The 22,520-nt window shown below is 67.2% G+C and carries 18 protein-coding genes; 15 read left to right on the forward strand and 3 right to left on the reverse strand.

The window, feature by feature from the left end; all coding sequences use genetic code 11:
- Nucleotides 1–5: 5 nt before the first annotated feature.
- The 4 genes from dnaE to F595_RS0108970 all read left to right on the forward strand — a co-directional run bounded on the left by dnaE (nucleotide 6) and on the right by F595_RS0108970 (nucleotide 6,124).
- The gene (dnaE, locus tag F595_RS0108955; protein ID WP_022956530.1) at nucleotides 6–3,467 is read left to right on the forward strand and encodes a DNA polymerase III subunit alpha; all 3,462 of its coding nucleotides are present in this window, start codon (nucleotides 6–8) and stop codon (nucleotides 3,465–3,467) included.
- A gap of 85 nt (nucleotides 3,468–3,552) precedes the next feature.
- On the forward strand, nucleotides 3,553–4,515 hold the full coding sequence (locus tag F595_RS0108960; RefSeq protein ID WP_022956531.1) for an acetyl-CoA carboxylase carboxyltransferase subunit alpha: 963 nt from the start codon (nucleotides 3,553–3,555) through the stop codon (nucleotides 4,513–4,515).
- Nucleotides 4,512–5,867, forward strand: coding sequence for a tRNA lysidine(34) synthetase TilS (tilS, locus tag F595_RS13550; protein WP_022956532.1), 1,356 nt, complete (start codon nucleotides 4,512–4,514; stop codon nucleotides 5,865–5,867). Before F595_RS0108960 ends, tilS begins: the two co-directional genes overlap by 4 nt.
- Nucleotides 5,864–6,124 carry a DUF3565 domain-containing protein gene (locus tag F595_RS0108970; protein ID WP_022956533.1) on the forward strand — a complete coding sequence of 87 codons (261 nt, stop codon included), beginning with the start codon at nucleotides 5,864–5,866 and terminating at the stop codon, nucleotides 6,122–6,124. Before tilS ends, F595_RS0108970 begins: the two co-directional genes overlap by 4 nt.
- A 6-nt stretch (nucleotides 6,125–6,130) precedes the next feature.
- Here the strand turns inward: F595_RS0108970 and F595_RS0108975 are convergent, their stop codons facing one another.
- The 3 genes from F595_RS0108975 to fabB form a co-directional block, all read right to left on the reverse strand.
- Nucleotides 6,131–7,105: a sulfite exporter TauE/SafE family protein gene (locus F595_RS0108975; RefSeq protein ID WP_022956534.1), complete on the reverse strand. Its 975-nt coding sequence runs from the start codon at nucleotides 7,103–7,105 to the stop codon at nucleotides 6,131–6,133.
- A 156-nt stretch (nucleotides 7,106–7,261) separates the two neighbouring features.
- Entirely contained in the window at nucleotides 7,262–8,782 is a 1,521-nt protein-coding gene (locus F595_RS0108980; protein WP_022956535.1) for a flavin-containing monooxygenase, read from the reverse strand.
- A gap of 111 nt (nucleotides 8,783–8,893) precedes the next feature.
- Nucleotides 8,894–10,108 (reverse strand): beta-ketoacyl-ACP synthase I, encoded by a 1,215-nt coding sequence (fabB, locus tag F595_RS0108985; protein WP_022956536.1) that lies wholly within the window; start codon nucleotides 10,106–10,108, stop codon nucleotides 8,894–8,896.
- 216 nt (nucleotides 10,109–10,324) lie between these two features.
- Here fabB and F595_RS0108990 point away from each other — a divergent pair, with 216 nt between their 5' ends.
- The 11 genes from F595_RS0108990 (at nucleotide 10,325) to tsaB (ending at nucleotide 22,519) form a co-directional block, all read left to right on the forward strand.
- A complete protein-coding gene (locus F595_RS0108990) occupies nucleotides 10,325–12,274 on the forward strand; it encodes a heme lyase CcmF/NrfE family subunit (RefSeq protein ID WP_022956537.1) in 1,950 nt (649 codons plus the stop codon).
- A gap of 11 nt (nucleotides 12,275–12,285) precedes the next feature.
- Complete coding sequence (locus F595_RS0108995; protein ID WP_026913431.1) at nucleotides 12,286–12,840, forward strand: DsbE family thiol:disulfide interchange protein; 555 nt, start codon at nucleotides 12,286–12,288, stop codon at nucleotides 12,838–12,840.
- Between the two features lie 2 nt (nucleotides 12,841–12,842).
- Entirely contained in the window at nucleotides 12,843–13,310 is a 468-nt protein-coding gene (locus F595_RS0109000) for a cytochrome c-type biogenesis protein (protein WP_022956539.1), read from the forward strand.
- On the forward strand, nucleotides 13,307–14,602 hold the full coding sequence (ccmI, locus tag F595_RS0109005; RefSeq protein ID WP_084682910.1) for a c-type cytochrome biogenesis protein CcmI: 1,296 nt from the start codon (nucleotides 13,307–13,309) through the stop codon (nucleotides 14,600–14,602). Before F595_RS0109000 ends, ccmI begins: the two co-directional genes overlap by 4 nt.
- Before the next feature lie 92 nt (nucleotides 14,603–14,694).
- Nucleotides 14,695–15,342 (forward strand): adenylate kinase, encoded by a 648-nt coding sequence (gene adk, locus F595_RS0109010; RefSeq protein ID WP_022956541.1) that lies wholly within the window; start codon nucleotides 14,695–14,697, stop codon nucleotides 15,340–15,342.
- Between the two features lie 173 nt (nucleotides 15,343–15,515).
- Nucleotides 15,516–16,526, forward strand: coding sequence for a ferrochelatase (gene hemH, locus F595_RS0109015; RefSeq protein ID WP_022956542.1), 1,011 nt, complete (start codon nucleotides 15,516–15,518; stop codon nucleotides 16,524–16,526).
- Complete coding sequence (locus F595_RS0109025) at nucleotides 16,523–19,159, forward strand: YdbH domain-containing protein (protein WP_022956543.1); 2,637 nt, start codon at nucleotides 16,523–16,525, stop codon at nucleotides 19,157–19,159. The genes hemH and F595_RS0109025 overlap by 4 nt, the downstream gene beginning before the upstream one ends.
- A gap of 12 nt (nucleotides 19,160–19,171) precedes the next feature.
- Nucleotides 19,172–19,348 carry a YnbE family lipoprotein gene (locus F595_RS0109030; protein WP_022956544.1) on the forward strand — a complete coding sequence of 59 codons (177 nt, stop codon included), beginning with the start codon at nucleotides 19,172–19,174 and terminating at the stop codon, nucleotides 19,346–19,348.
- A gap of 11 nt (nucleotides 19,349–19,359) precedes the next feature.
- Nucleotides 19,360–19,683, forward strand: coding sequence for a YdbL family protein (locus F595_RS0109035; protein ID WP_022956545.1), 324 nt, complete (start codon nucleotides 19,360–19,362; stop codon nucleotides 19,681–19,683).
- Nucleotides 19,684–19,796: 113 nt separating this feature from the next.
- Nucleotides 19,797–21,794 (forward strand): ATP-dependent DNA helicase, encoded by a 1,998-nt coding sequence (locus F595_RS0109040; RefSeq protein ID WP_022956546.1) that lies wholly within the window; start codon nucleotides 19,797–19,799, stop codon nucleotides 21,792–21,794.
- A complete protein-coding gene (gene tsaB / locus F595_RS0109045) occupies nucleotides 21,791–22,519 on the forward strand; it encodes a tRNA (adenosine(37)-N6)-threonylcarbamoyltransferase complex dimerization subunit type 1 TsaB (RefSeq protein ID WP_022956547.1) in 729 nt (242 codons plus the stop codon). Before F595_RS0109040 ends, tsaB begins: the two co-directional genes overlap by 4 nt.
- Nucleotide 22,520 lies beyond the last annotated feature (1 nt).

Here is a 22,520-nt window from a genome sequence, read left to right on the forward strand (position 1 = left end):
TCTCCATGACCGCCTTTGTGCATCTGCGCATCCATTCCGAGTTTTCACTGCTCGACTCCATCGTTCGCATTGATGACGCGGTCAAGGCCTGTGCCGCCGCCGGCATGCCGGCCCTGGCGATGACGGATCTCGGCAATCTCTATGGCCTGGTCAAGTTCTACAAGGCCGCCCAGGGCAAGGGCATCAAGCCGGTGTTCGGCGCCGACCTGGTGGTTCGGGATGGTGACCAGCTGTCCCTGCTGACAGCACTGGTGATGAATGATCGCGGCTACCGCAACCTGATTGCCCTGATCTCGCGCTCGTTCGTGGAAGGGCAGGAGCAGGGTCGTCCGGTGCTGCGTCGCGAGTGGATACGCCAGCAGCACGAGGGGCTGATCTTCCTGCTGGGGCGTGGCAGCGATGTCGGTCTGGCCCTGCTCGGCAGCGACAGTTCGCAGGCCGACCGTCTGCTTGCGGACTGGCTGAGGCAGAGCCCGACGCGCGTCTACCTCGAGTTGCAGCGCACCAGCCGTGATGGTGACGAGGACTTCGTGCATGCCGCCGTGGCACTGGCGGCCCGGCAGTCCTGTGCCGTGGTGGCCACCAATGACGTGCGCTTTCTCACTCCCGACGCCTTTGATGCCCACGAGGTGCGTGTCTGCATTGCCCAGAGCTATGTGCTCGGCGATCCGCGCCGGCCACGCGAGTACAGCCCCGAGCAGTACCTGAAGACACCGGCACAGATGGCCGAGCTCTTTGCCGACATTCCCGAGGCACTCGCGAACACGGTCGAGATCGCCCGACGCTGCTCGCTGGGCCTGTCCCTGGGCAAGAACTACCTGCCTGACTTTCCGGTGCCGGCCGGCCTGACCATGGCCGAGTATTTTGCCAAGCTCTCGCACGAGGGCCTGCAGAAGCGCCTCGACAAGCTCTTCGACCGCAGCCGTCCGGACATGCCGGCCATCGAGGCCGAGTACAAGGCGCGTCTGGATTTCGAGCTCAACATCATCAACCAGATGGGGTTCGCGGGTTACTTCCTCATCGTCATGGACTTCATTGCCTGGGCCAAGAACAACGGCGTGCCCGTAGGGCCGGGCCGGGGCTCGGGCGCCGGCTCGCTGGTCGCCTATTCGCTGTTCATCACCGATCTGGACCCGATCAAGTACGACCTGCTGTTCGAGCGCTTCCTCAACCCCGAACGCGTGTCCATGCCCGACTTCGACATCGACTTCTGCATGGAAGGTCGCGATCGCGTCATCGAGTACGTAGCCAACCACTACGGCCGCGAGGCGGTGTCGCAGATCATCACCTTCGGCACCATGGCCGCCAAGGCGGTGGTGCGTGACGTCGCGCGCGTGCTCGGCAAGTCCTACGGTCTCGCCGACCGCATCTCCAAGCTGATCCCGTTCACGCCCGGCATTTCGCTGCAGGAGGCGCGCGAACAGGAGCCCCAGCTCGACGAGCTGCTCAGCACGCCGGGCCTGTCCGACCACGAGGACGCGCTCGAGATCTGGGACATGGCCCTGCAGCTCGAGGGCATCACCCGTGGCGTCGGCAAGCATGCAGGTGGCGTGCTCATCGCGCCCGGCAAGCTCACCGACTTCACCGCGGTGTTCTGCGACGACGAGGGCAAGTGGGTCAGCCAGTATGACAAGGACGATGTCGAGGCTGTCGGCCTGGTCAAGTTCGACTTCCTCGGCCTGCGCACGCTGACCATCATCGACTGGGCGCTCAAGGACATCAATGCCAAGCGCGCCCGTCGTGGCGAGGCGCCCATCGACATCGAGCGCATTCCGCTGGATGACCCCGAGCCCTACAAGCTCATGTCGGAGGGCAGGACCACCGCCGTGTTCCAGCTCGAATCGCGTGGCATGAAGGAGCTGATCAAGAAGCTCAAGCCATCCCGCTTCGAGGACGTGGTGGCGCTGGTGGCGCTGTATCGTCCGGGTCCGCTGGAGTCGGGCATGGTCGACGACTTCATCAACCGCAAGCACGGCCGTGCCGACGTGGCCTATCCGCACCCGGATCTGGAGCCGGTGCTGGAGAACACCTACGGCGTCATCCTGTACCAGGAGCAGGTGATGCAGATCGCGCAGGTGCTGGCCGGCTACTCGCTCGGTGGCGCCGACATGCTGCGTCGCGCCATGGGCAAGAAGAAGCCCGAGGAGATGGCCAAGGAGCGCGTCAAGTTCATGGAGGGCTCGGGCGCCCGTGGCGTCGACCCGAACCAGGCCGGCGGCATCTTCGACCTGATGGAGAAGTTCGCCGGCTACGGCTTCAACAAGTCGCACTCTGCCGCCTACGCGCTGGTGTCATACCAGACCGCCTGGCTCAAGGTGAATTACCCGGCCGAGTTCATGGCAGCGGTGCTGTCCTCGGAAATGGCCAACACCGACAAGATCGTCACCTTCATCGAAGAGTGTCGCGCCATGGGGCTGAAGATTCTGCCGCCGGCGGTGAATCACTCCAGCTTCCGTTTCCTCGCCAACGATCAGGGCGAGGTGGTCTACGGTCTCGGCGCCATCAAGGGCGTGGGCGAGGGGCCGGTGGAGTCCCTGCTGCGCGCACGCGCCCAGGACGGCGTCTTCAGCGACCTGTTCGACTTCTGTCGCCGGGTTGATCTCAGGAAGCTCAACAAGCGCGCCCTCGAGGCCCTCATCCGTGCCGGTGCGCTGGACCAGCAGGGGCCGCACCGTGCCGTGCTCATGGCCAGCATCGAGGCTGCCGTGGCGGCGGCCGAGCAGCAGGCGCGCAATGCCGACATCGGCATGGTCGACCTGTTCGGTGATGTCCATGAGGCCGGACCGGCCGGGGAGTGGGCCGAGGCGCTGGCGTGGAGCGAGGACGAGCGGCTTCAGGCCGAGAAGGAGACGCTGGGGCTCTATCTCACCGGGCACCCCATCGACCAGTACGAGAGCGAGCTGGGCCGCTTCGTGCAGGCGCGCCTGGCCGATCTGCAGCCGACCCGGCGCGGCCAGAACACCACGGTGGCCGGGCTGCTGATCGGCCACCGCATCGTCAAGGGCCAGCGCAGCAGCCGCTGCTTCCTGACCCTAGATGATCGCACCGGACGTGTCGAGGTCACCGTGTTCGGCGACCTGCTCGACCAGGTGCGTCCGCTGCTCGCGGCCGAAGGCGTGCTGGTCATCGAGGGCGAGGTGTCCATGGACGAGTATGCCGGGGCGCTCAAGGTGGTGGCGCGCCAGGTCATGCCGCTGGCGGCGGCACGCAGCCAGTACAGCAAGGGGCTGGAGCTGGCGGTGCCGGTGGCGCTGGGGCTGCGCGGCGTGCACGAGCTCACCGAATGGCTGCAGGCGCACCGTGCCCCGGCCGAGTCTGCAGGCACCAGCCTGCGCTTCCGCATCCTGCATCCGGCGGCCGATGCCCTGCTGCAGGCCGGCAGCCAATGGCGCATGAGCCTGACCGACGGGCTCCTGCGCGGCCTGCGTCAGCGCCTGGGTCACGATGGCGTGAAAGTACTCTATTGACACAGGATCAGACAGAGTGGGTCATCAGCCGTTTATTGCCGGACGGCTTTTGCATACACTCCGGTCATGACTCAGGGATTTGCGCATGAACCCGAATTATCTCGATTTTGAACAGCCGATCGCCGAACTTGAGGCCAAGATCGAAGGCCTGCGCGCCGTCGGCAAGGGCACCAGCCTGAACATTGAGGAAGAGGTGCAGCGCCTGCGTGAAAAGGGCGTGAAGCTCACCGAGGACATCTTCGCCAACCTCAGTGCCTGGCAGGTGTCGCAGATTTCCCGTCACCCGCGCCGTCCCTACACCATGGACTACATGACGCGCATCTTCACCGATTTCGACGAGCTGCACGGTGACCGCAGCTTTGCCGACGACGCTGCCATCGTTGCCGGCACCGCGCGTTTCCTGGGCGAGCCCGTCATGGTCATCGGTCACCAGAAGGGTCGTGACGTGCGCGAAAAGGTGCGTCGCAACTTCGGCATGCCGCGTCCCGAGGGCTATCGCAAGGCCCTGCGCCTGATGGAGATGGCCGAGCGCTTCCGCATGCCCCTGTTCACCTTCATCGACACGCCTGGCGCCTATCCCGGCATTGATGCCGAGGAGCGTGGCCAGAGCGAGGCCATCGCGCGCAATCTCGCGGTGATGTCGCGACTCAGGACGCCGGTGATCTCCACGGTGATCGGCGAGGGCGGCTCCGGTGGCGCGCTCGCCATCGGCGTCTGCGACAGCCTGTTGATGCTGCAGTACAGCACCTATTCGGTGATCTCGCCGGAAGGCTGCGCCTCCATCCTCTGGAAGACGGCGGCCAAGGCACCGGAAGCCGCCGAGGCCATGAATCTCACGGCCAGCCGCCTGAAGAGCCTGGGGTTTGTCGACGAGCTGGTCGAGGAGCCCCTCGGTGGTGCCCACCGCGACATGGACGTGATGGCGGACACCCTGCGCAAGGCGCTGCTGCGCCAGCTCAAGAAGCTGCGCACGCTGGATCACGACAGCCTGCTCACCCGTCGCTACGAGCGTCTGATGAGCTACGGCAACACCCTGCCGGTCGCTTGAGCGCCCGCGACAGCGATCACCCGGTCGGCGCCCTGCGGCAGTTCCTGCAGGCGCGTCGCCTTGACGCGCCAGGCATCGCCGGCGTGGTGGTCGGCCTCAGCGGCGGCCCCGATTCCCTGACCCTTCTGCTGGCTGCGGCCGCCGTCGTGCCCGAGACGGGCCTGCGCCTGCGTGCCCTGCATGTTCACCATGGTCTGCATGCCGATGCCGATGCCTGGGCCGCGCAGGCCATGGCGCAGTCGGCTGCCGCCGGCGTGCCCTGCCGGGTGTTGCGCGTTCGAGTTGCCGACGAGGCCAGCCTCGAGGCAGCTGCGCGCCGGGCGCGTTATGACGCGCTGGCGGCTGCCTTGGCGTCCGATGAGGCGCTGCTGCTGGCACATCACCTGGACGACCAGGCCGAGACCCTGCTGCTGCGCCTGATGCGCGGTGCCGGCCTGCATGGCCTGGCCGGCATGCGGCCGTTATCATCCTGGCGCAGCGACGACGGGCGCACGATCGCGCGCTGGCGGCCCTGGCTGGCACTGCCGCGCACCACGCTGGAGCGCTGGCGGCCACGAGCGCTGGCCTGCCTGCGCAGTCATGACCCGTCACTGCCCGAAGCCGCGCTGCTGCCGGTGGCCGATCCCGCCAATCATGATGCCCGTTTCGACCGCAGCCTGCTGCGCCATGAGCTGCTGCCGCTGCTGGCCTCGCGCTGGCCGGAGGCGGCGGGGCAGCTGGCGCGCAGTGCCGCGCAGCTGGCGGCGCAGGCCTCGGCTCTGGATGCGCTGGCGGATGCGCTGCTGGCCAGTGCGGGCGTTCGCGCCGATGCACCCGGGCCATTGCCACTGCCGATGCTGGCGGCGCTGAATGACGCGGCGCTGCAAGCCGTGCTGGCGCGCTGGCTGGTGCGGCGTGGCGCAGCGCCGCTGCCGGTGCGCTACTGGCCACGAGTACGAGGCGAGCTGCTGGCGGCGCGGGAGGATGCCCAGCCCAGGCTGAGCTGGTCTGGCTGGTCGCTGCGCCGCTATCGCCAGCAGGTGCATCTGCTGGCGGATGCCGATGTGCAGCCACTGCCTGCCGAGGGCGTGAGCTGGCCTGATCCGCGTCAGCCCGTGCTGTGGGCTGGCCGGACATGGCGCGTCGGGGAGCTGGTGAGCGATCTGGCCGAGGACGACCCCCGCCTGACGCGTCCGTGGCGGCTGGCCCCGCGTCAGGGCGGCGAGCGCTGGCGACCGCCGGGCAGCGCGCATTCGGTGTCGGTGAAGCACTGGTGTCAGCAGCAGGGCATTCCGCCGTGGCAGCGGGAGCGGGTGGTGCTGGTCTGGGCGGGGGATGATGTGCTTGCCGTCAGCGTTGGCGCAGTCACGTGAGCACGCAGCCGCCGGCCCGAGCCATCATCGGCTTTCACCAGGACGAGGAAGGCCACTGGGTCGCCGATCTGTCCTGCGGTCATGGTCAGCACGTGCGTCATCAGCCGCCGTGGCAGAACCGTCCCTGGGTGATCACGCCCGAGGGGCGTGCCAGCCGGCTGGGCCTGACCTTGCCGTGCCGGCGCTGCGAGGAAGGCGATGGCGTATCGACGCGAGCGCCAACCGGTCCTGATGGCAGGCCGGCCGGCGAGTCCTGAACGGACTCAGAGCGCGCGCAGCAGGTTGAACAGGCTGACCGCCGCGATCAGCGTGCCGACCAGGATGAGCAGGGTGCGGGTCTTCAGGTGCCGGGTGATGTAGGCCGCGAACGGGGCCGCGAACAGGCCGCCCAGGGTCAGACCGGCGACCAGCAGCCAGACGTCGTGCTCGAGAATGGTGAAGAAGGCGGCAGCCACGGTCACGGTCAGGAAGAACTCGGCGAAGTTCACCGAGCCGATGGTGGTGCGCGGGTCATGACCGGCACCCACCAGCGAGGTGGTCACGATGGGGCCCCAGCCACCACCACCGGTGGTGTCCATGAAGCCGCCGAACAGGGCCAGGGGTGCGACCTTCCTGGGCTCGATGCCGGATTTCAGACGGATCTGGCGGAACGCCTTGCTCAGCACGTACAGGCCCATGATCATCAGGTAGCCGTTGATGAAGGGCTTCAGGGTGGCACCATCGATGTTGCTCAGCACGTAGGTGCCAAGCAGGGCGCCGATCACGCCCGGCAGCAGCAGGCTGAGGAACAGGCGCTTGTTGACGTTGCCCATCTTCAGGTGCGAAACGCCGGACACGCCGGTGGTGAACACTTCCGCCAGGTGCGTGGCACCGCTGGCCATGGCCGGCGACGCGCCGGAGGCGAGCAGGAAACTGGTGGCGGTGATGCCGTAGGCCATGCCGAGGGCACCGTCGATGATCTGCGCCAGCAGGCCGACGCCGACCGCGCTCCAGAACAGCGGATCGTGCAGGGCGTTGCTGATCAGGGTGAAGCCGGAGACCGTGGCGTCTCCCCAGAACAGGCGGTAGGTGAAATACACCAGCAGACCGGCAAGAACCGCCATCACCACATAGGACGCCAGACGCAGCAGCGGATGATCACCGGCGTGCGTGACCGCGTATTCCACGGGGGGAAGTCCCAGAGCCTGGTGTTCCGGATTGATGGTCTGGTCTTGCAGGTCGGGGTGACGGATTTTCATGAACAGGGCACGGCAAACGCGAGGTCGCTGATCATAATCAGCCGGCTGCCGGTAATGAAATACCCATTCTCGATAGTGCTATGCGATCTGGTTATAAGAAAAAGGCCCGCGTGTGCGGGCCTTTTCTGTCTGCCGGAGCCTGAGGAGTGCCGCGTGTCAGCGCCCCAGGGCCGCGCGCAAGGGGGCTGCCAGACGCTCGACCGGCGATGCCTTGGCGACCTTGCCGTCAAATTGCAGCACGTCGTCGGCAATCGGACGGAAGCGCAGCATGGGGATGTCTGCAAGGTAGTTCTGCTCGACGCGGAACGGCGCCCGCGTGCCCTGGCGCGGCAGCTGATCGGCTGCACGGCGGATGTAGCCCGACGACAGGCTGCCGAGCACGGTGTCTTCGGTGTGCACATCGGGAATGCGCGGCACCTGGAAGGTGCTGTGGCCATGCTTGTCCATGTAGTTGACCAGTCGGCAGAAATACTCGGCAGCGAGGTCGGCCTTCAGGGTCCAGGAGGCATTGGTGTAGCCGAACACGAGCGCGGCGTTGGGGATGCCTTCAAGCAGCACGCCCTTGTAGCTGACGCTGTCCTTCACCGACACCGGCTTGCCGTCAATGCTGACCTTGATGCCGCCGAACAGCTGCACGCTGAGACCGGTGGCGGTGATGATGATGTCGGCCTTCAGGGTCTCGCCGGACTTCAGCAGGATGCCGTCCTCGGTGAAGCGCTCGATGTGATCGGTCGCCATCGAGGCCTTGCCGCTGCGCAGGGCCTTGAACAGGTCACCGTTGGGCACCACGCAGAGACGCTGGTCCCACGGGTTGTAGCTGGGCGTGAAATGACGCATCTCGATGCTGGTGCCCTTGAGCTGACGGGCGACCAGGCTGAGGATGAGGCGACGAACCACTTCCGGCTTGCGCCGCGAGGCTTCGTAGATGGCGCGCTGGATGGCCACGTTGCGGCCGCGGTTGAGCTTGTAGGCCAGCTTTTCCGGCAGCACGGCCTGCAGGGTCTTGCTGACCGGATCAATGGCGGGCACCGACATGATGTAGGTCGGCGAGCGTTGCAGCATGGTCACGTGCGCAGCCTTGTCGGCCATGCTCGGCACCAGGGTGATGGCGGTGGCGCCGGAGCCGATCACCACCACGCGCTTGCCGCTGTAGTCGAGATTTTCCGGCCAGAATTGCGGATGGATGATCTGGCCCTTGAAGTCGGCCTCACCCGGGAACTCGGGGCGGAAGCCCTGGTCATAGTTGTAGTAGCCGGAGCAGCCGAGCAGGTAGCGCGCGGTGTAGGTCTCGGTCTCGTCGCTGGCGTCGTCGCGAACCTGAAGCGTCCACAGGGCATCGCGCGAGGACCAGTCGGCGCTGATCACCTGACGGCCGAAGCGGATGCGGTCGAACACCCCGAACTCCTTGGCGGTCTCTCGCACGTAATTGCGGATGGAGTCGCCGTCGGCGAGCACGCGCGGTTCGGTCCATGGCTTGAAGTTGAAGCCGAAGGTGTACATGTCGGAGTCGGAGCGGATGCCGGGGTAGCGGAACAGGTCCCAGGTGCCTCCCACGTTCTGGCGGCGCTCAAGCAGGGTGACGGACTTGCCGGGGCACTGGCGCTTGAGGTGACAGGCGGCGCCGACACCGGAGAGACCGGCGCCGACGATGAGGATGTCTTGATGCTGCGTGGCCATGGGAGGTTCTCGCTGTAATGGACGCACAGACGTTAACCAAATCCATGGCGCGGGTCAATAACTGACAATGATCATTGTACGATGACATCGACCAATGGCATGACTGGCTGGTCAGTATTTCCGCAACACCAGGGAGGCATTGGTGCCGCCAAAACCGAAGCTGTTGCTCATCACGGTGGTCAGCGACTGCTGATCGAGACGTTCGCGCACGATCGGCAAGCCGTTGGCGGCGGGATCCAGCGTGTCAATGTTCGCCGAGGCAGCGACAAAGCCCTGCTGCATCATCAGCAGGCAATAGATGGCTTCATGCACGCCGGCAGCCCCCAGGGCATGGCCCGACAGCGACTTGGTCGAGCTGATCAGTGGCGCCCGGTCGCCGAACACGGCCCGGATGGCGCGCAGCTCGGCGAGATCACCGACCGGCGTCGAGGTGCCATGCGTGTTCAGGTAGTCGACCGGCGTGTCGACCGTTTCCAGCGCCAGTTTCATGCAGCGCTCGGCGCCTTCGCCACTGGGCGCGACCATGTCGTAGCCGTCCGAGGTGGCGCCATAACCGATGATCTCCGCCAGGATGGTGGCGCCACGGGCGATGGCATGATCCAGCGCCTCGACCACCACCATGCCGCCACCGGCCGCGATGACGAAGCCGTCGCGGTCGGCGTCGTAAGGGCGCGAGGCGAGGGCGGGGCTGTCGTTGCGCCGGCTCGACATGGCGCCCATGGCGTCGAACATGCAGGCCTGCTGCCAGCTGTCCTCCTCGCCGCCACCGGCAAACATCACATCCTGCTTGCCCCACTGGATGAGCTCGGCAGCATGTCCGATGCTGTGCGCACTGCTGGCGCAGGCCGAGGCCAGCGAGTAGTTGACGCCCTTGATGCGGAAGGCGGTGGCCAGACAGGCTGACACCGTGCTCGCCATGGTGCGCGGCACCATGTAGGGGCCGACACGCTTGACGCCTTTTTCACGGCAGAGATCGGCCGCATCGACCTGATTGGCGCTGGAGGCCCCTCCGGAGCCGGCGATCAGGCCGGTGCGCGGATGCGAGACCTGCTCCGGGGTCAGACCGGACATGGCTACGGCCTGCTCCATCGCCAGACAGGCAAATGCTGCGGCATCGCCCATGAAGCGTCTGAACTTGCGATCAATGAGCGCATCCAGATCCAGATCGCGAATGCTGCCGCTGACCTGGCTGCGAAAGCCGTGCTCGGCAAACAGCGGGTTGAAGCGGATGCCGGAGCGGCCCTCGCGCAGGCTGTCGGCAACGCTGTCCGGGTCGTTGCCCAGGCTGGAAATGATGCCGAAACCGGTAATCACCACACGACGCATGCCACGTCTCCTGAACAGTCGTTGTCAGCCGGCCGGGCCGGGGAGGCTGACAGTATAATTCTTCGCCTGAGGCACACACAGGCTGCCTGCTGTCACGGCTCACGACTTTTGGTGTACGCCAGCACACGGTCTGTGGTCCCTGTGGCTATCTGGACTTGCCGGACAGGGTGCGTATGATGGCGCGGCCTGAAGCAGTCGCTGCAACGAGGAAACGTCATGTGGGTTGAACTGGGTCACTTCGCGCTGGTCCTTGCCCTGGTGGTCGCGCTGGTGCTGGGCACCGTGCCCTGGCTGGGTGTGATACGCCAGGATTCGCGTCTGCAGGCCATGGCACGCTCGGCCGCACATGCCCAGCTTGCGCTGTTCGCGCTGGCCTTCGGGCTGCTGACCAAGGCCTTCCTCGACAACGATTTCAGCGTCGACTATGTCGCGCGCCAGTCCAACACGCTGCTGCCGACCTGGTACAAGGTCTCGGCGGTCTGGGGCGGCCATGAAGGCTCCCTGCTGCTCTGGGCCCTGGTGCTGGCGCTGTGGACCTCCGCAGTCGCACGCTTCTCGCGTGACCTTCCGCTGATCATGGTGGCGCGCGTGCTGGCCATCCTGGGTCTGGTCAGCGTCGCCATCACCAGCTTCATCCTGTTCACCTCCAACCCCTTTGATCGCCTGCTGCCGGACTTCCCCATCGAGGGCAACGACCTCAACCCGCTGCTGCAGGACCCCGGTCTCATCTTCCACCCGCCCATGCTGTACATGGGCTATGTCGGTCTCTCGGTACCGTTCGCCTTCGCCATGGCCGGCCTGCTCAACGGTCGCCTGGACTCGGCCTGGGCGCGCTGGTCGCGGCCCTGGACCGTGGTGGCCTGGGCCTTCCTGACCTGCGGCATCGCGCTGGGTTCCTGGTGGGCCTACTACGAGCTGGGCTGGGGTGGCTGGTGGTTCTGGGATCCGGTCGAGAACGCCTCCTTCATGCCCTGGCTGGCGGCCACGGCACTGATCCATTCGCTGGCGGTGACCGAGAAGCGCGGCGTGTTCAAGGCCTGGACCGTGCTGCTCGCCATCATCGCCTTCGCGCTCAGCCTGCTTGGCACCTTCCTGGTGCGCTCCGGCGTGCTGACCTCGGTGCATGCCTTCGCCTCGGACCCGACCCGCGGCCTGTTCATTCTCGGCATCCTGATCGTGGTGATCGGCGTTTCGCTGGCGATCTTTGCCTGGCGCGGCACCAGCCTCAACAACGAAAGCCGCCACGCCCTGCTGTCGCGCGAGATGTTCCTGCTGATCAACAACCTGCTGCTGCTCACCGCGACCGTGGTGGTGCTGCTCGGCACCCTGTTTCCGCTGCTGGCGGACGCCCTGGACCTGGGCAAGATCTCGGTCGGCCCGCCGTACTTCAACCTGCTGTTCGTGCCGCTGACCATGCTGCTGCTGGTGTTTCTGGCCCTGGGGCCGCAAGCGAACTGGAAGCGCCAGGCTGGTGACACGCTGCTCATGCCCATGATCAAGGTGCTGGTGGCGGCCGTGCTGGCGGCAGTGGTCTATCCGCTCTTTCTCCAGGCGGGCGCGCCCTGGTACGTGGTGCTTTCCGTCGGTCTGTGCCTGTGGGTACTGGGCGGGCAGCTGGTCGACATCCTGCGCAAGACCGCCAACGCCGATTCCCGCTGGAAGGGCCTGCGTCGCCTGCCACGCAGCTACTGGGGCATGCAGCTGGCGCACCTCGGTCTGCTGGTCACGGTCATCGGCGTTGCCTTCACCTCCGCCTACAGCACCGAGAAGGATGTCCGTCTGGTGCCGGGGCAGGCGCTGGTGATCAACGACTACAGCTTCCGCTTTGACGGTGTGCGTGAGGTCCCGGGGCCCAACTACACGGCCCAGCGCGGCCACCTGGTGGTCAGCCGAGGTGACTGGCAGGCCGAGCTGAATCCCGAAAAGCGCATCTACCGGGTGCAGCAGAACCCCATGACGGAAGCCGCCATCGTCGGCAACACCTGGCGTGACCTCTACGTCGCCCTGGGCGAGCCGCTGGATGGCGAGGCCTGGGCCGTACGTGTCTACCACAAGCCGATGATCCGCTGGGTCTGGTGCGGCGCGTTGCTGATGGCGCTCGGCGGTGTCCTCGCCACCCTGGATCGTCGCTATCGCCTGCGCACCCGCGGACGGGGAGAAGCCTGATGTCCACGCGTCTGCGTTTTCTCGTGTTCCTGCTGCCGCTGGCACTGTTCATCGCCCTGGCCCTGCTGCTCTGGAACCGCAACGGCACCGATCCCAGCATGCTGCCATCGGCGCGTCTGCAGCAGCCGGTACCGGCATTCGCGCTGCCGTCGCTGACCGATCCTGCCGTGACCCTGACCGCCGATCAGCTCAAGGGCCAGGTTCTGCTGCTCAATGTCTGGGCCACCTGGTGCGTGTCCTGCCTGGTCGAGCACCCGGTGCTGATGCGTCTCGCCAGCGAAGGCGTGCCGATTGTCGGCGTCAACTACAAGGATCAGCGGCCAGCAGCGCTGCGCTGGCTGGAAAACAACGGCAATCCGTACAGCCTGATCATCGAGGATGCCCGCGGTGACCTCGCCATCGACCTCGGTGTCTATGGTGCGCCGGAAACCTATCTCATCGACCGTGACGGCCGCATCCGCTACCGCGCGGTCGGCGTGCTCGACGAGCGTGCCTGGCGTGACGAGGTGCAGCCGCGCTACCAGGCCCTGCTCGCCGAAGCGGCCGCCACTGGAAAGGAGGGCTGATCATGCGCCTGCTGATCTGTGTGCTTCTCAGCCTGTCCGCCAGCCTGTCCTGGGCGGCCGTGGACGTGCGCGAGTTCCGCAATGACGCCGAGGAGGCCCGCTACCGGGCCCTGACCGAGGAACTGCGCTGCCCGAAATGCCAGAACACCAACCTGGCCGGATCCGATGCCGGGCTGGCGGGCGATCTCAAGGACCGCGTCTACGAGCAGGTCCGTGCCGGACGCAGCGACCAGGAGATCCGTGACTACCTGATCGCGCGCTACGGCGATTTCATCACCTACAAGCCGCCGGTGCGCGGCAGCACCCTGCTGCTGTGGTGGGGCCCGGGCATCGTGCTCGCGATCGCCGCCCTGATGCTGGTGCTGCGCGCCCGTCGCAAGCCGGTCAAGGGCAAGCCCCTGACGCCGGCCGAGCAGCAGCGCCTGCAGGCCTTGCTGACCGATGGTCCCGAATCGGAGTCGCGTTCATGAACCCCGTGTTCTGGCCGGTGCTGGGCACCGGTCTGCTGCTGTCACTGCTGATCACCTTCTGGCTGCTCTGGCCGTTGCGCGGGCGTCCTGCGGACACCGGACTGCCGGCCCGTCAGCTCTCGGCGCGCGTCTACAAGGAGCGTCTGCAGGAGCTCAATGCCGACCACATGAGCCAGCGCATCGATGCCGAGACCTATGCCGCGCTCAAGCTGGAGCTGGATCGGGCGCTGCTGGCGGATGCCGAGGGTACTGCCCCCGCTGCATCCGTCACCCCCGCACGCTCGCTGCGCGCGCTGGCGCTGGTGCTGCTGCTGATCGTTCCGGCACTGGCTGCCGGCCTCTATCTGGGCCTGTTCAGGGATCCCGGCGTGGAAGCGGATCTGGCGCTGCAGGCGGCCATCCGCGAGGACGTGGATCGCGTGCTGGCCGGCCAGGCACCGCGTGCGCAGGCGCAGCAGCACAATCTTGGCGAGTTCATGCAGGTCATGAAGCGTCGCGTGCAGGAGCGCCCCGACCAGGCCGACGGCTGGCTGGCGCTGGGCCTTGGCCATCTGCAGGTGCGCGACATGGCGCAGGCGAAGCAGGCGCTGTCCCGTGCGGCCGAGCTCAAGCCCGATGACGAGCAGATCGTCTTCACCTACATCCAGGCTTCCATCATGAGTCAGCAGGGCGCCATCGAGCCTCCCGTGCTGGCGCTGCTCAACCGCTGGCTGCAGGCCAAGCCAGGCCATCAGGGTGCGTGGCTGATGCTGGGGCTGGGCAGCCTGCGTGCCGGCGATGGCGAACTGGCCGTGCAGGCCTTCGAGCGCCTGCAGGCACTGCGTGCCGCCAACCCGCAGCCGGACAGTCCGGAGGAGGGCGCCGCTGCACTGCAGGTCGAGCGGCTGCTGGCGGAAGCACGTCAGCTCACCAGCGCCAGCACCGGGGCTGTCGTGGCCGATGCGGCTGTCGGTTACGACATCGAGGTGACGCTGGCGCCGGAGCTGGCGCGTCAGCTGCCGCCGGATGCCACCGTGTTCGTGTTTGCGCGCGCTCTGCAGGGTCCGCCCATGCCCATCGCGGCCTGGCGTCGTGACGCCGGACAGTTCCCGCTGCGACTGCGCCTCACCGATGCCGACAACCTGATGCCGGAGCGCCGTCTGTCCGATCAGGAAACCGTGGTGCTGCAAGCCAAGATCTCCACCACCGGCTCGGCCACCCCGGCAGCCGGTGACTGGGAAGCTGCCGGTGTTCCGGTCAAGCGCGGCCAGTCCGGCCTGGTGCGTCTGCGCATATCCGACGTGCGCCGTTGATTCACCATTAGTCTCAGCCTGTCCCCTTCTTGCTTGTGAGAAGGGGCGGCGGGCGGGTATCCTTGCCGCCTCGTGAAATGGGAGACGGTTACATGCGTATTATTCTTCTGGGTGCTCCGGGCGCCGGCAAAGGCACCCAGGCCCAGATCATCATGAGCCGTTACGGCATTCCTCAGATCTCCACCGGCGACATGCTGCGTGCTGCCGTCAAGGCCGGCACCCCGCTGGGCGTTGCCGCCAAGCAGGTGATGGATGCAGGTGGCCTGGTTTCCGACGATCTGATCATCGGGCTGGTCAAGGAGCGCATCGCGCAGGCTGACTGTGCCAAGGGCTTCCTGTTCGACGGCTTCCCGCGCACGATTCCCCAGGCCCAGGCCCTGATCGATGCCGGCGTGGCCATTGACCACGTCATCGAGATCCGCGTTGCCGACGAGGAAATCATCGCTCGCCTGTCCGGTCGCCGCGTGCACCCGGGCTCGGGTCGCGTCTACCACGTCCAGCACAACCCGCCCAAGGTGGATGGCAAGGATGACGTCACCGGTGAAGACCTGGTGCAGCGTCCGGATGACAGCGAAGAGACCGTGCGCAAGCGTCTCGACATCTATCACAGCCAGACCCAGCCGCTGGTCGGATTCTACCAGGAGCGTGCCGGTCAGCCCGGTGCTGCCCGCTACACCCTGGTCGAAGGCGTGGGTTCGGTCGACGACATCACCCAGCGCCTGCTCGCCACCTTCCAGTAAGGTTGCCGAACTGCTCGCAGAACGCCGCGCTTGTCGCGGCGTTTTTGTGTCTGCGCCAACGGCAACGGCTTGGGCGAGGGCGCCGCGCGTTGTAGTCTTCCCGGCAGGCAGCGCATTCGTTCCAATGCCTTTCCCCCGGGCTGCCGTGGCCCTGCCACTGAAGAGAGAACACCATGACCACCTCCCGACGCCCCCGCATCGGCATCATCCTCGCCAATCTGGGCACGCCGGACACGCCCACCGCAGCGGGTGTGCGCGCCTACTTGCGCGAGTTTCTCAGCGATCCCCGCGTGATCGAGGTGCCGCGCCTGGTCTGGTTCTTCATCCTGCGCCTGTTCATCCTGCCGTTGCGTTCGCCGCGCGTTGCCAAGGCCTATGCCGGGATCTGGGAAGTCGACTCGCCGATGCGTCTGACCCTGGTGCAACAGGTCATCGCGGTTCGTGACCGGCTCGAGCAGCGCTTTCCCGAGGCCGAGCTCACCGTGCTGCCAGCCATGAGCTACGGCAATCCGCGTCTGTCGGTGGCCCTTGCCGGCGTGGCCGATCATGACGAGCTCATCGTGCTGCCGCTGTTCCCGCAGTTCTCCGCAACCTCGACCGCGCCGGTGCATGACCAGGTCGCGCGCTGGCAGCTCAGCCAGCGCCGCTACCCGGCGCTGCAGCTGGTCCGTGACTACCACGTGCATCCTGACTACATCGAGGCGCTGGCGCTGCGCGTCGAGGCGCACCGGGCCGAGCACGGTCCGGCCGACCGGCTGCTGCTGTCGTTCCACGGCATTCCCCAGCCGTATGCCGACAAGGGCGATCCCTACCCCCTGCATTGCCAGGCCACTACAGCGGCGCTGCGCGCCCGGCTCGGTCTTGACGAGTCGACGTGCGTGATGAGCTTCCAGTCCCGTTTCGGCCTGCAGGAGTGGCTCAAGCCCTACACCGACGACCTGCTGGCGCAATGGGGGCGTGACGGCGTGGCGTCTGTGCAGGTGCTGTGCCCGGCCTTCTCCGCCGACTGCCTGGAGACCCTGGAGGAAATCGCCATCGAGAACGGCGAGCATTTCAGGCACCACGGCGGACAGCGCTACGAATACATCCCGGCGCTTAATGTCGACGAGCACCATGTGCAGCTCATGGTCAATCTGCTGGTGCCGCGCGTCGAGGCAGCGCTGAAGACGGTGTCCGTGGCATGACGGATGCCACCCGGATCACACGGGCCCGCCATGTGGCCTGGCTGTGCATTCCGGGTGGCATCGTCCTCGCCGCTGCGTTGCTGCTGGCCCTGGCCGTGGCCATCGCAGCCTGGCTGTCGGGGCTGCGCGTGGAGCGGCCAGGCTGGCAGCAGGGGCTGGTGGTCGGTGGCTGGCAGCTCTGGCAGGACGACTGCCTGTCAGTGTCGGGTGATCGCGCCCGCCTGGCCTGGCAATGGCCAGTGTCCCTGCAGCTGGATCGCGTGCGTCTGGGCAGCTGCCCGCGCAGCGAGCCTTTGCGTCCGGCAGCGCCCGGCTGGGCACCGCCGTTCCGACTCGCCATCGCCGAACTTCAGGGGGTTCCCGGCCTGCCCTCGGCAGCAGCGCTGACGCTGTCTCACCATGACGGGCTCTGGCGCGTGCAGGCGGCACTGCCCGGTCAGCAGCTGCAGGCTGACTATCGTCGCGCCACAGCGACCTGGGTGTTGACGGGCAGCCTGCAGGCCGCCGCCTGGCGCAAGGATCTCAGCGGACAGGTTAGGGTGCAGGGCAGGGGCCGCTGGCAGGGGCTCCAGCATGACGGTGAAGTGACGGTGAGCGGCAGCGATCTGGGGCTCGCGGCGCGTCCGGAACGCGCTCGCGCTCACGCCAGCCTGATCTGGCAACAGCTGGGCTGGCGTGCTCAGCTCGCCGTGCCGGATGCATTGCCGTTGCCCGCCGGCTGGCGCCTGAGTCCGGGGCAGGTGTTGACGGCAGCGGGCAATGCCGCGCATGTCGAGTCGCTGCAGGCCGGTCTGCAGCTGCACGGGCCCCAGGGCCGGGCGCGCCTGCAGGTGCGCGGCGCGCCGGGCGGGCGTGCCGGCGATGGCGAGCTGGTGCTGGACCAGGGTGACTGGTCAGGGCGCTGGCCGTTGCGCTGGGATGCCCGTCAGCTGACCTTGCTGCCAGCACGTCTGCAGCTGCCGGGTGGCCTGCGCTGGCAGCTGCTGCAGCCGCTCACGCTGCCGTGGGCGCGCGACCTGCCCGGTACGCTGGTCTGGCAGCTCGGCGTGCGCGAGCTGACGCTGGAGAGTCCGCAGGGCCAGCTGTCCTGGCAGGATGGCCTGCCGGTCTGGCAGGGCAGCGTGATCCTGTCCGGGCGCGAGCAGGGCATGGCGCTCAGCGGGCAGTGGGAGGGCAAGGTGGGTGTTGAGGGCGCCAGCGGGCCCGACCTGCAGCTGCGTCTGCGCGCGCCGGATCGCGATCTGGCCATTCGCCTGCCGGTGAGCGCGGTGCGTGCCCCGCACTGGCCGCTGCAGGCCGAACTCAACGGTCGCTGGCAGGGCTGGCCGGTACAGGGCACGGTCACGGCCAGACGGGCTGGCGACCTCTGGCAAGGCCGGCTGCAGGCCGGCTCGCGCCTGATCATGGCCACTTCCGGTGGCGAGCTGGGCTTGCGTGGCGACTGGCGCCAGCATGCTGACGGGAGCATCGAGCTGCTTTCCGGTGCCCGTGTCGAGCTGCGCCGGTCACTGTTTGGCACCGTGCTGCTGCAGCCGGTGACGGCGCAGGCGACAACGGCCATGCGTTGGCGGGACGGCACGCTCAGCGGCCGCTTGCAGCTTGCCGGTGAGGGCGCGACCATGCCGCGCCAGCGCGTTCCGACCTGGCGCGGCGAGCTGAGTCTGCACGGCAGTCGCGCCATGGTGGATGTGCAGATTCCGGCCTGGCAGAGCCGAGCGGCGGTGACGGCGGACTGGCAGCGCAAGCCGCTGCAGGGCACCTTCACGCTCGATTCGCCGATACACCCCGACATGGGAGGGGCGCTCGGCCTGGTGCTGCGTCAGGGCACGGTTTCCGGCAGCGGGCGCTGGCGCCAGGCGGATGGCTGGCAGGCCGATGCTTCGCTGCAATTGCGCGATCTCGGCCTGGACTCGGGCAGCACCACGCTGCGCGGTCTCGATGCCAGCGTGCAGGGCCGGTACGCGACGGACGCCTGGCGGCTGGCCAGCAGCGGACCGGTGCGCATTGCCACCGTGGCCATCGGTACCGACATCACCGACTCGAGGTTCGAGCTGGAGGGCACGCCAGAGCGCTGGCAGATACGTGATGCCTCGGCGAACCTGCTTGGCGGCAGCCTGTCGGCTGCGGTGCTGTCCTGGCCCTCAAGCGAGTGGCAGACCGTGACGCTGCGCGGACTCGATCTGGCGCAGCTGGTCGCGCTGGAGGGCAAGGAAGCGCCTCCGGTACGTCTTGGCGGCCGGGTTGGCGGCACCCTGCCGCTGCGTCTGGGGCAGCGCTCGCTGGCCATTCGTGATGGCGTGCTGCGCAACGAGGGCGGGCTCACCCTGCAGGTGCCGCGCTCCCCGGCGGTGCAGGCCATGAGCCAGTCCAACCGTGCCGTGCAGCTGGCCATGGATACCCTCAGCGACATGCGTGTCAGCGAGTTCGATGCCCGTCTCGACATGGCCGATGACGGCTGGCTGGATGCGCGTGTGAAAATTCGTGGCGACAGCGTTCAACCGATGCAGCCACCCGTCGTTTTGAACTACAGTCATCGTGAAAACGTGCTGCAATTGCTGCGCAGCCTGCGCATCAGTGACGAGATCTCGCAGCAGGTCATCGACCGCCATGGCGGCAACGGTGTCACCCAGTAAAAGGAATTGACCATGAGACTGCTTTGTCTGCTTGCCGTGGTGCCGCTGGCGGCCTGCATGCCCCGCATCGCGCTGGAAGCTCCCAAGGAGCCCATCACCATCAACATGAACGTGAAGATCGATCACGAGATCCGCCTCAAGGTGGAGAAGGACATCGATCAGCTCACCACCAACAGCACGCTTTTCTGAGGAGACGTGACATGACACGGTTCAAGGGGTTTCTCGCCATCCTGTTCCTGAGCATCAGCCCGCTGGTGATGGCTCTCGACCTCGATGCCGCCAAGGCCCAGGGGTTGCTCGGCGAGCAGCCGGACGGCTATCTCGGCGTGGTGCAGTCAACGCCGGATGCGGTGGCACTGGCCGCCGACATCAATGCCAAGCGCAAGGCGGCCTACGAGGAGATCGCGCGCAAGAACGGCGCCACCCTGGCCCAGGTCGCTGCCATGACGGGCGAGAAGGTGATCGCCAAGGCCGCTGCCGGCACCTACATCAAGACGCCGCAGGGGCAGTGGCAGAAGAAGTGACACGGTGGCGGCCATCCCCGGCCGCCTGATCCGGGCGCCATCCGCGCCACGTCTCGCCATCGGAATCCGCCAACCTTTGCTACACTCCGGTGGCCTCGCCGGAGTTCTTCCTCATGTCCGACCTGCTGATCCCTCCTGACACACGCGATGTGCCGGGCAAGTCCCCCGTGCCGGTCGGCAATGCCCGCCAGGCGCTGGGTGCGGATGGCGTTTTCGCCGCCCAGGTGCCCGGTTACCAGCCGCGCGAGCCGCAGATCCGCATGGCCGAGGCGGTCGAGCAGGCACTGGCCAAGCGCCGCCTGCTGCTGGTCGAGGCCGGTACCGGCACCGGCAAGACCTATGCCTACCTGGTCCCGGCCATCCTGTCAGGACACAAGGTGCTGATCTCCACCGGCACCCGCAACCTGCAGGACCAGCTTTTTCACCGCGACCTGCCCAACGTCCGCCGCCTGCTCGGCCGGCCGGTACGCACGGCCCTGCTCAAGGGCCGCAGCAACTACCTCTGTCCCTACCGGCTCGAGCAGCACCTGGGCGAGGGCATGCTGGATTCGCGGCAGGCAGTGCATGACCTCAATCGCGTGGCTGCCTGGGCCAACAAGACCCAGCTTGGTGACATCGCCGAGTTGCTCGACATCGCCGAGGACTCGCCGGTGTGGCCGCTGGTCACCAGCACCGCCGACAACTGCCTGGGCCAGGAGTGTCCGAAGCTGGCCGACTGTCCGCTCATGAAGGCGCGCGAGATGGCCGCCGAGGCCGAGCTCATCGTCGTCAACCACCACCTGTTCTTCGCCGACAAGGCGCTCAAGGACAAGGGCTTCGGGGATCTGCTGCCTGAGGTCGACGCGGTGATCTTCGACGAGGCGCACCAGCTGCCGGAAACCGCCGCCATGTTCTTCGGCCAGAGCCTGTCCTCGCGCCAGATCCACGACTTGCTGCAGGATGCCCTGCGCGAGGTGCTGGCAGCCGGCGGTGACCTGCGCGGCATGAACGACCTGGTGCAGCAGGTCGAGACCCGGCTGGCGCATTTCCGCCTGCTCATGGGCGAGGACGCCCGCAAGGGCATCTGGTCGGAGTTGTCCGGCCAGGCGGAGCTGCCGGCAGCGATCACGGCGGTTCAGCTTGGTCTCGCAGCCGTCACCGATGCCCTGGCCGCGCTCAAGGACCGCAGCAAGGGCCTGGAAAGCTGTCACCGGCGCGCCGAGGATCTGGGCGAGGCCTTCGAGGAACTCACCGGACCGACACCCGACAACCAGGTGCACTGGTTCGAGACCTTCCGCAAGGGCTTCGTGCTGCAGTGGACGCCACTGGAAGTGTCCGGCCCGTTCCGCGCCCTGCTCGACCAGGAGCCCATGGCCTGGGTGCTGACCTCGGCGACGCTGGCCGTACGCGAGGACTTCCGTCACATCAGCGCCCAGCTCGGCCTGCCCGACGACATCGACACCCTGCAGCTGCCCAGCCCCTTCGCCTACGAGCAGCAGGCCCTGTTCTACGTGCCGCGCGACCTGCCCGACCCGGGAGCGCGCGAGTACACCCGTGCCACTCTGGAGGCGGCACTGCCGGTGCTGCGTGCCAGCGGCGGGCGAGCCTTCTTCCTGTTCACCTCGCACCGCGCCCTCAAGGAGGCGGCCGAGTGGCTGCCCAGGCAGCTCGACTACACCTTCCTGGTGCAGGGCACCCAGCCCAAGGCCGAGCTGCTGCGCCGCTTCGCCAGCACGCCGGAATGCGTGTTGCTGGCCACCGGCGCGTTCTGGGAGGGGGTCGACGTGCGCGGCCAGGCGCTGTCGCTGGTGATCATCGACAAGCTGCCCTTCGCCTCGCCGGTGGATCCGGTTGTCGCCGCCCGCCTGGATGCGTATAAAGCGCGGGGGCGCAATCCGTTCACGGCCTATCAGCTGCCGGCGGCCATCATCGCCATGAAGCAGGGTGCCGGCCGTCTCATCCGTGACGTGCTCGACACCGGCGTGCTCATGGTCTGCGATCCGCGTCTGGTCGGGCGGCCCTATGGTCAGCTCTTCCTGCAGAGTCTGCCGCCGATGCGGCGTACCCGCAGCCTGGACGAGGTGCGAGCCTTCTTCACTTTCATCAACACCCTGGAGTCGGAATCGGCATGAAGTTGCTGGCCCTGGAAACTGCCACCGAAGCCTGTTCGGTCGCGCTGCTGAGCCGTGACGACGCGGGCGAACTGATCACCGTCGCACGTCGCCAGCACGCCCCGCGCCAGCAGACCCAGCTCATCCTGCCCATGGTCGATGCCGTGCTGGCCGAGGTCGGCGCGAGCCTGCATGATCTCGATGCCATTGCCTATTCCTGCGGTCCTGGCGCCTTCACCGGGGTGCGTATCGCCGCTGCTGTCGCCCAGGGCCTGGCACTGGGTGCCGAGCTGCCGGTGGTGGCCGTATCCAGCCTGCGTGCGCTGGCGCAGAGCGCCTGGCGACAGCGTCAGGTCGAGGTTGTGGCAGCCAGCCTGGATGCGCGCATGCAGGAGATCTATCTCGGCCTGTTCCGGCTTGATGTCGATCAGCGCATGCAGCCCCTGCTGCCGGAGCTGGCCTGCCGGCCTGGCCAGGTGCCGGAGGCGGTTGCCGCCTGCTGGCAGCAGCAGACGACGGCCTCTGCTGAACCTGCCGGCGCCATCGGCTCGGGCTGGGCGACCTATGCCGATCTGCTGCAGGTTCAGCTGCCGGTCAGTGATGTGCTGCCCGATGGCGCCCCGGATGCCGCCGATGTGGCCTGGCTGGCGCTGCCCGAGGTCGAGGCGGGCAGGGCACTGGCCCCGGAGCTGGCCCTGCCGGTCTATCTCCGCGATGATGTCTGGCAGAAACTGCCGGGGCGTTGAG

Source organism: Perlucidibaca piscinae DSM 21586, assembly GCF_000420045.1.
Taxonomy (GTDB): Bacteria; Pseudomonadota; Gammaproteobacteria; order Pseudomonadales; family Moraxellaceae; genus Perlucidibaca; species Perlucidibaca piscinae.

Excerpts from the sequence above, each read along its gene's own strand:
- F595_RS0109030 (WP_022956544.1), top strand. The coding sequence starts at position 19,172 with ATGAGACTGCTTTGTCTGCTTGCCGTGGTGCCGCTGGCGGCCTGCATG.
- F595_RS0108960 (WP_022956531.1), top strand. The coding sequence starts at position 3,553 with ATGAACCCGAATTATCTCGATTTTGAACAGCCGATCGCCGAACTTGAG.
- hemH (WP_022956542.1), top strand. The coding sequence starts at position 15,516 with ATGACCACCTCCCGACGCCCCCGCATCGGCATCATCCTCGCCAATCTG.
- ccmI (WP_084682910.1), top strand. The coding sequence starts at position 13,307 with ATGAACCCCGTGTTCTGGCCGGTGCTGGGCACCGGTCTGCTGCTGTCA.
- adk (WP_022956541.1), top strand. The coding sequence starts at position 14,695 with ATGCGTATTATTCTTCTGGGTGCTCCGGGCGCCGGCAAAGGCACCCAG.
- tsaB (WP_022956547.1), top strand. The coding sequence starts at position 21,791 with ATGAAGTTGCTGGCCCTGGAAACTGCCACCGAAGCCTGTTCGGTCGCG.
- F595_RS0109025 (WP_022956543.1), top strand. The coding sequence starts at position 16,523 with ATGACGGATGCCACCCGGATCACACGGGCCCGCCATGTGGCCTGGCTG.
- F595_RS0108980 (WP_022956535.1), bottom strand. The coding sequence starts at position 8,782 with ATGGCCACGCAGCATCAAGACATCCTCATCGTCGGCGCCGGTCTCTCC.
- fabB (WP_022956536.1), bottom strand. The coding sequence starts at position 10,108 with ATGCGTCGTGTGGTGATTACCGGTTTCGGCATCATTTCCAGCCTGGGC.
- F595_RS0109000 (WP_022956539.1), top strand. The coding sequence starts at position 12,843 with ATGCGCCTGCTGATCTGTGTGCTTCTCAGCCTGTCCGCCAGCCTGTCC.
- F595_RS0109040 (WP_022956546.1), top strand. The coding sequence starts at position 19,797 with ATGTCCGACCTGCTGATCCCTCCTGACACACGCGATGTGCCGGGCAAG.
- F595_RS0109035 (WP_022956545.1), top strand. The coding sequence starts at position 19,360 with ATGACACGGTTCAAGGGGTTTCTCGCCATCCTGTTCCTGAGCATCAGC.
- F595_RS0108975 (WP_022956534.1), bottom strand. The coding sequence starts at position 7,105 with ATGAAAATCCGTCACCCCGACCTGCAAGACCAGACCATCAATCCGGAA.
- dnaE (WP_022956530.1), top strand. The coding sequence starts at position 6 with ATGACCGCCTTTGTGCATCTGCGCATCCATTCCGAGTTTTCACTGCTC.
- F595_RS0108990 (WP_022956537.1), top strand. The coding sequence starts at position 10,325 with ATGTGGGTTGAACTGGGTCACTTCGCGCTGGTCCTTGCCCTGGTGGTC.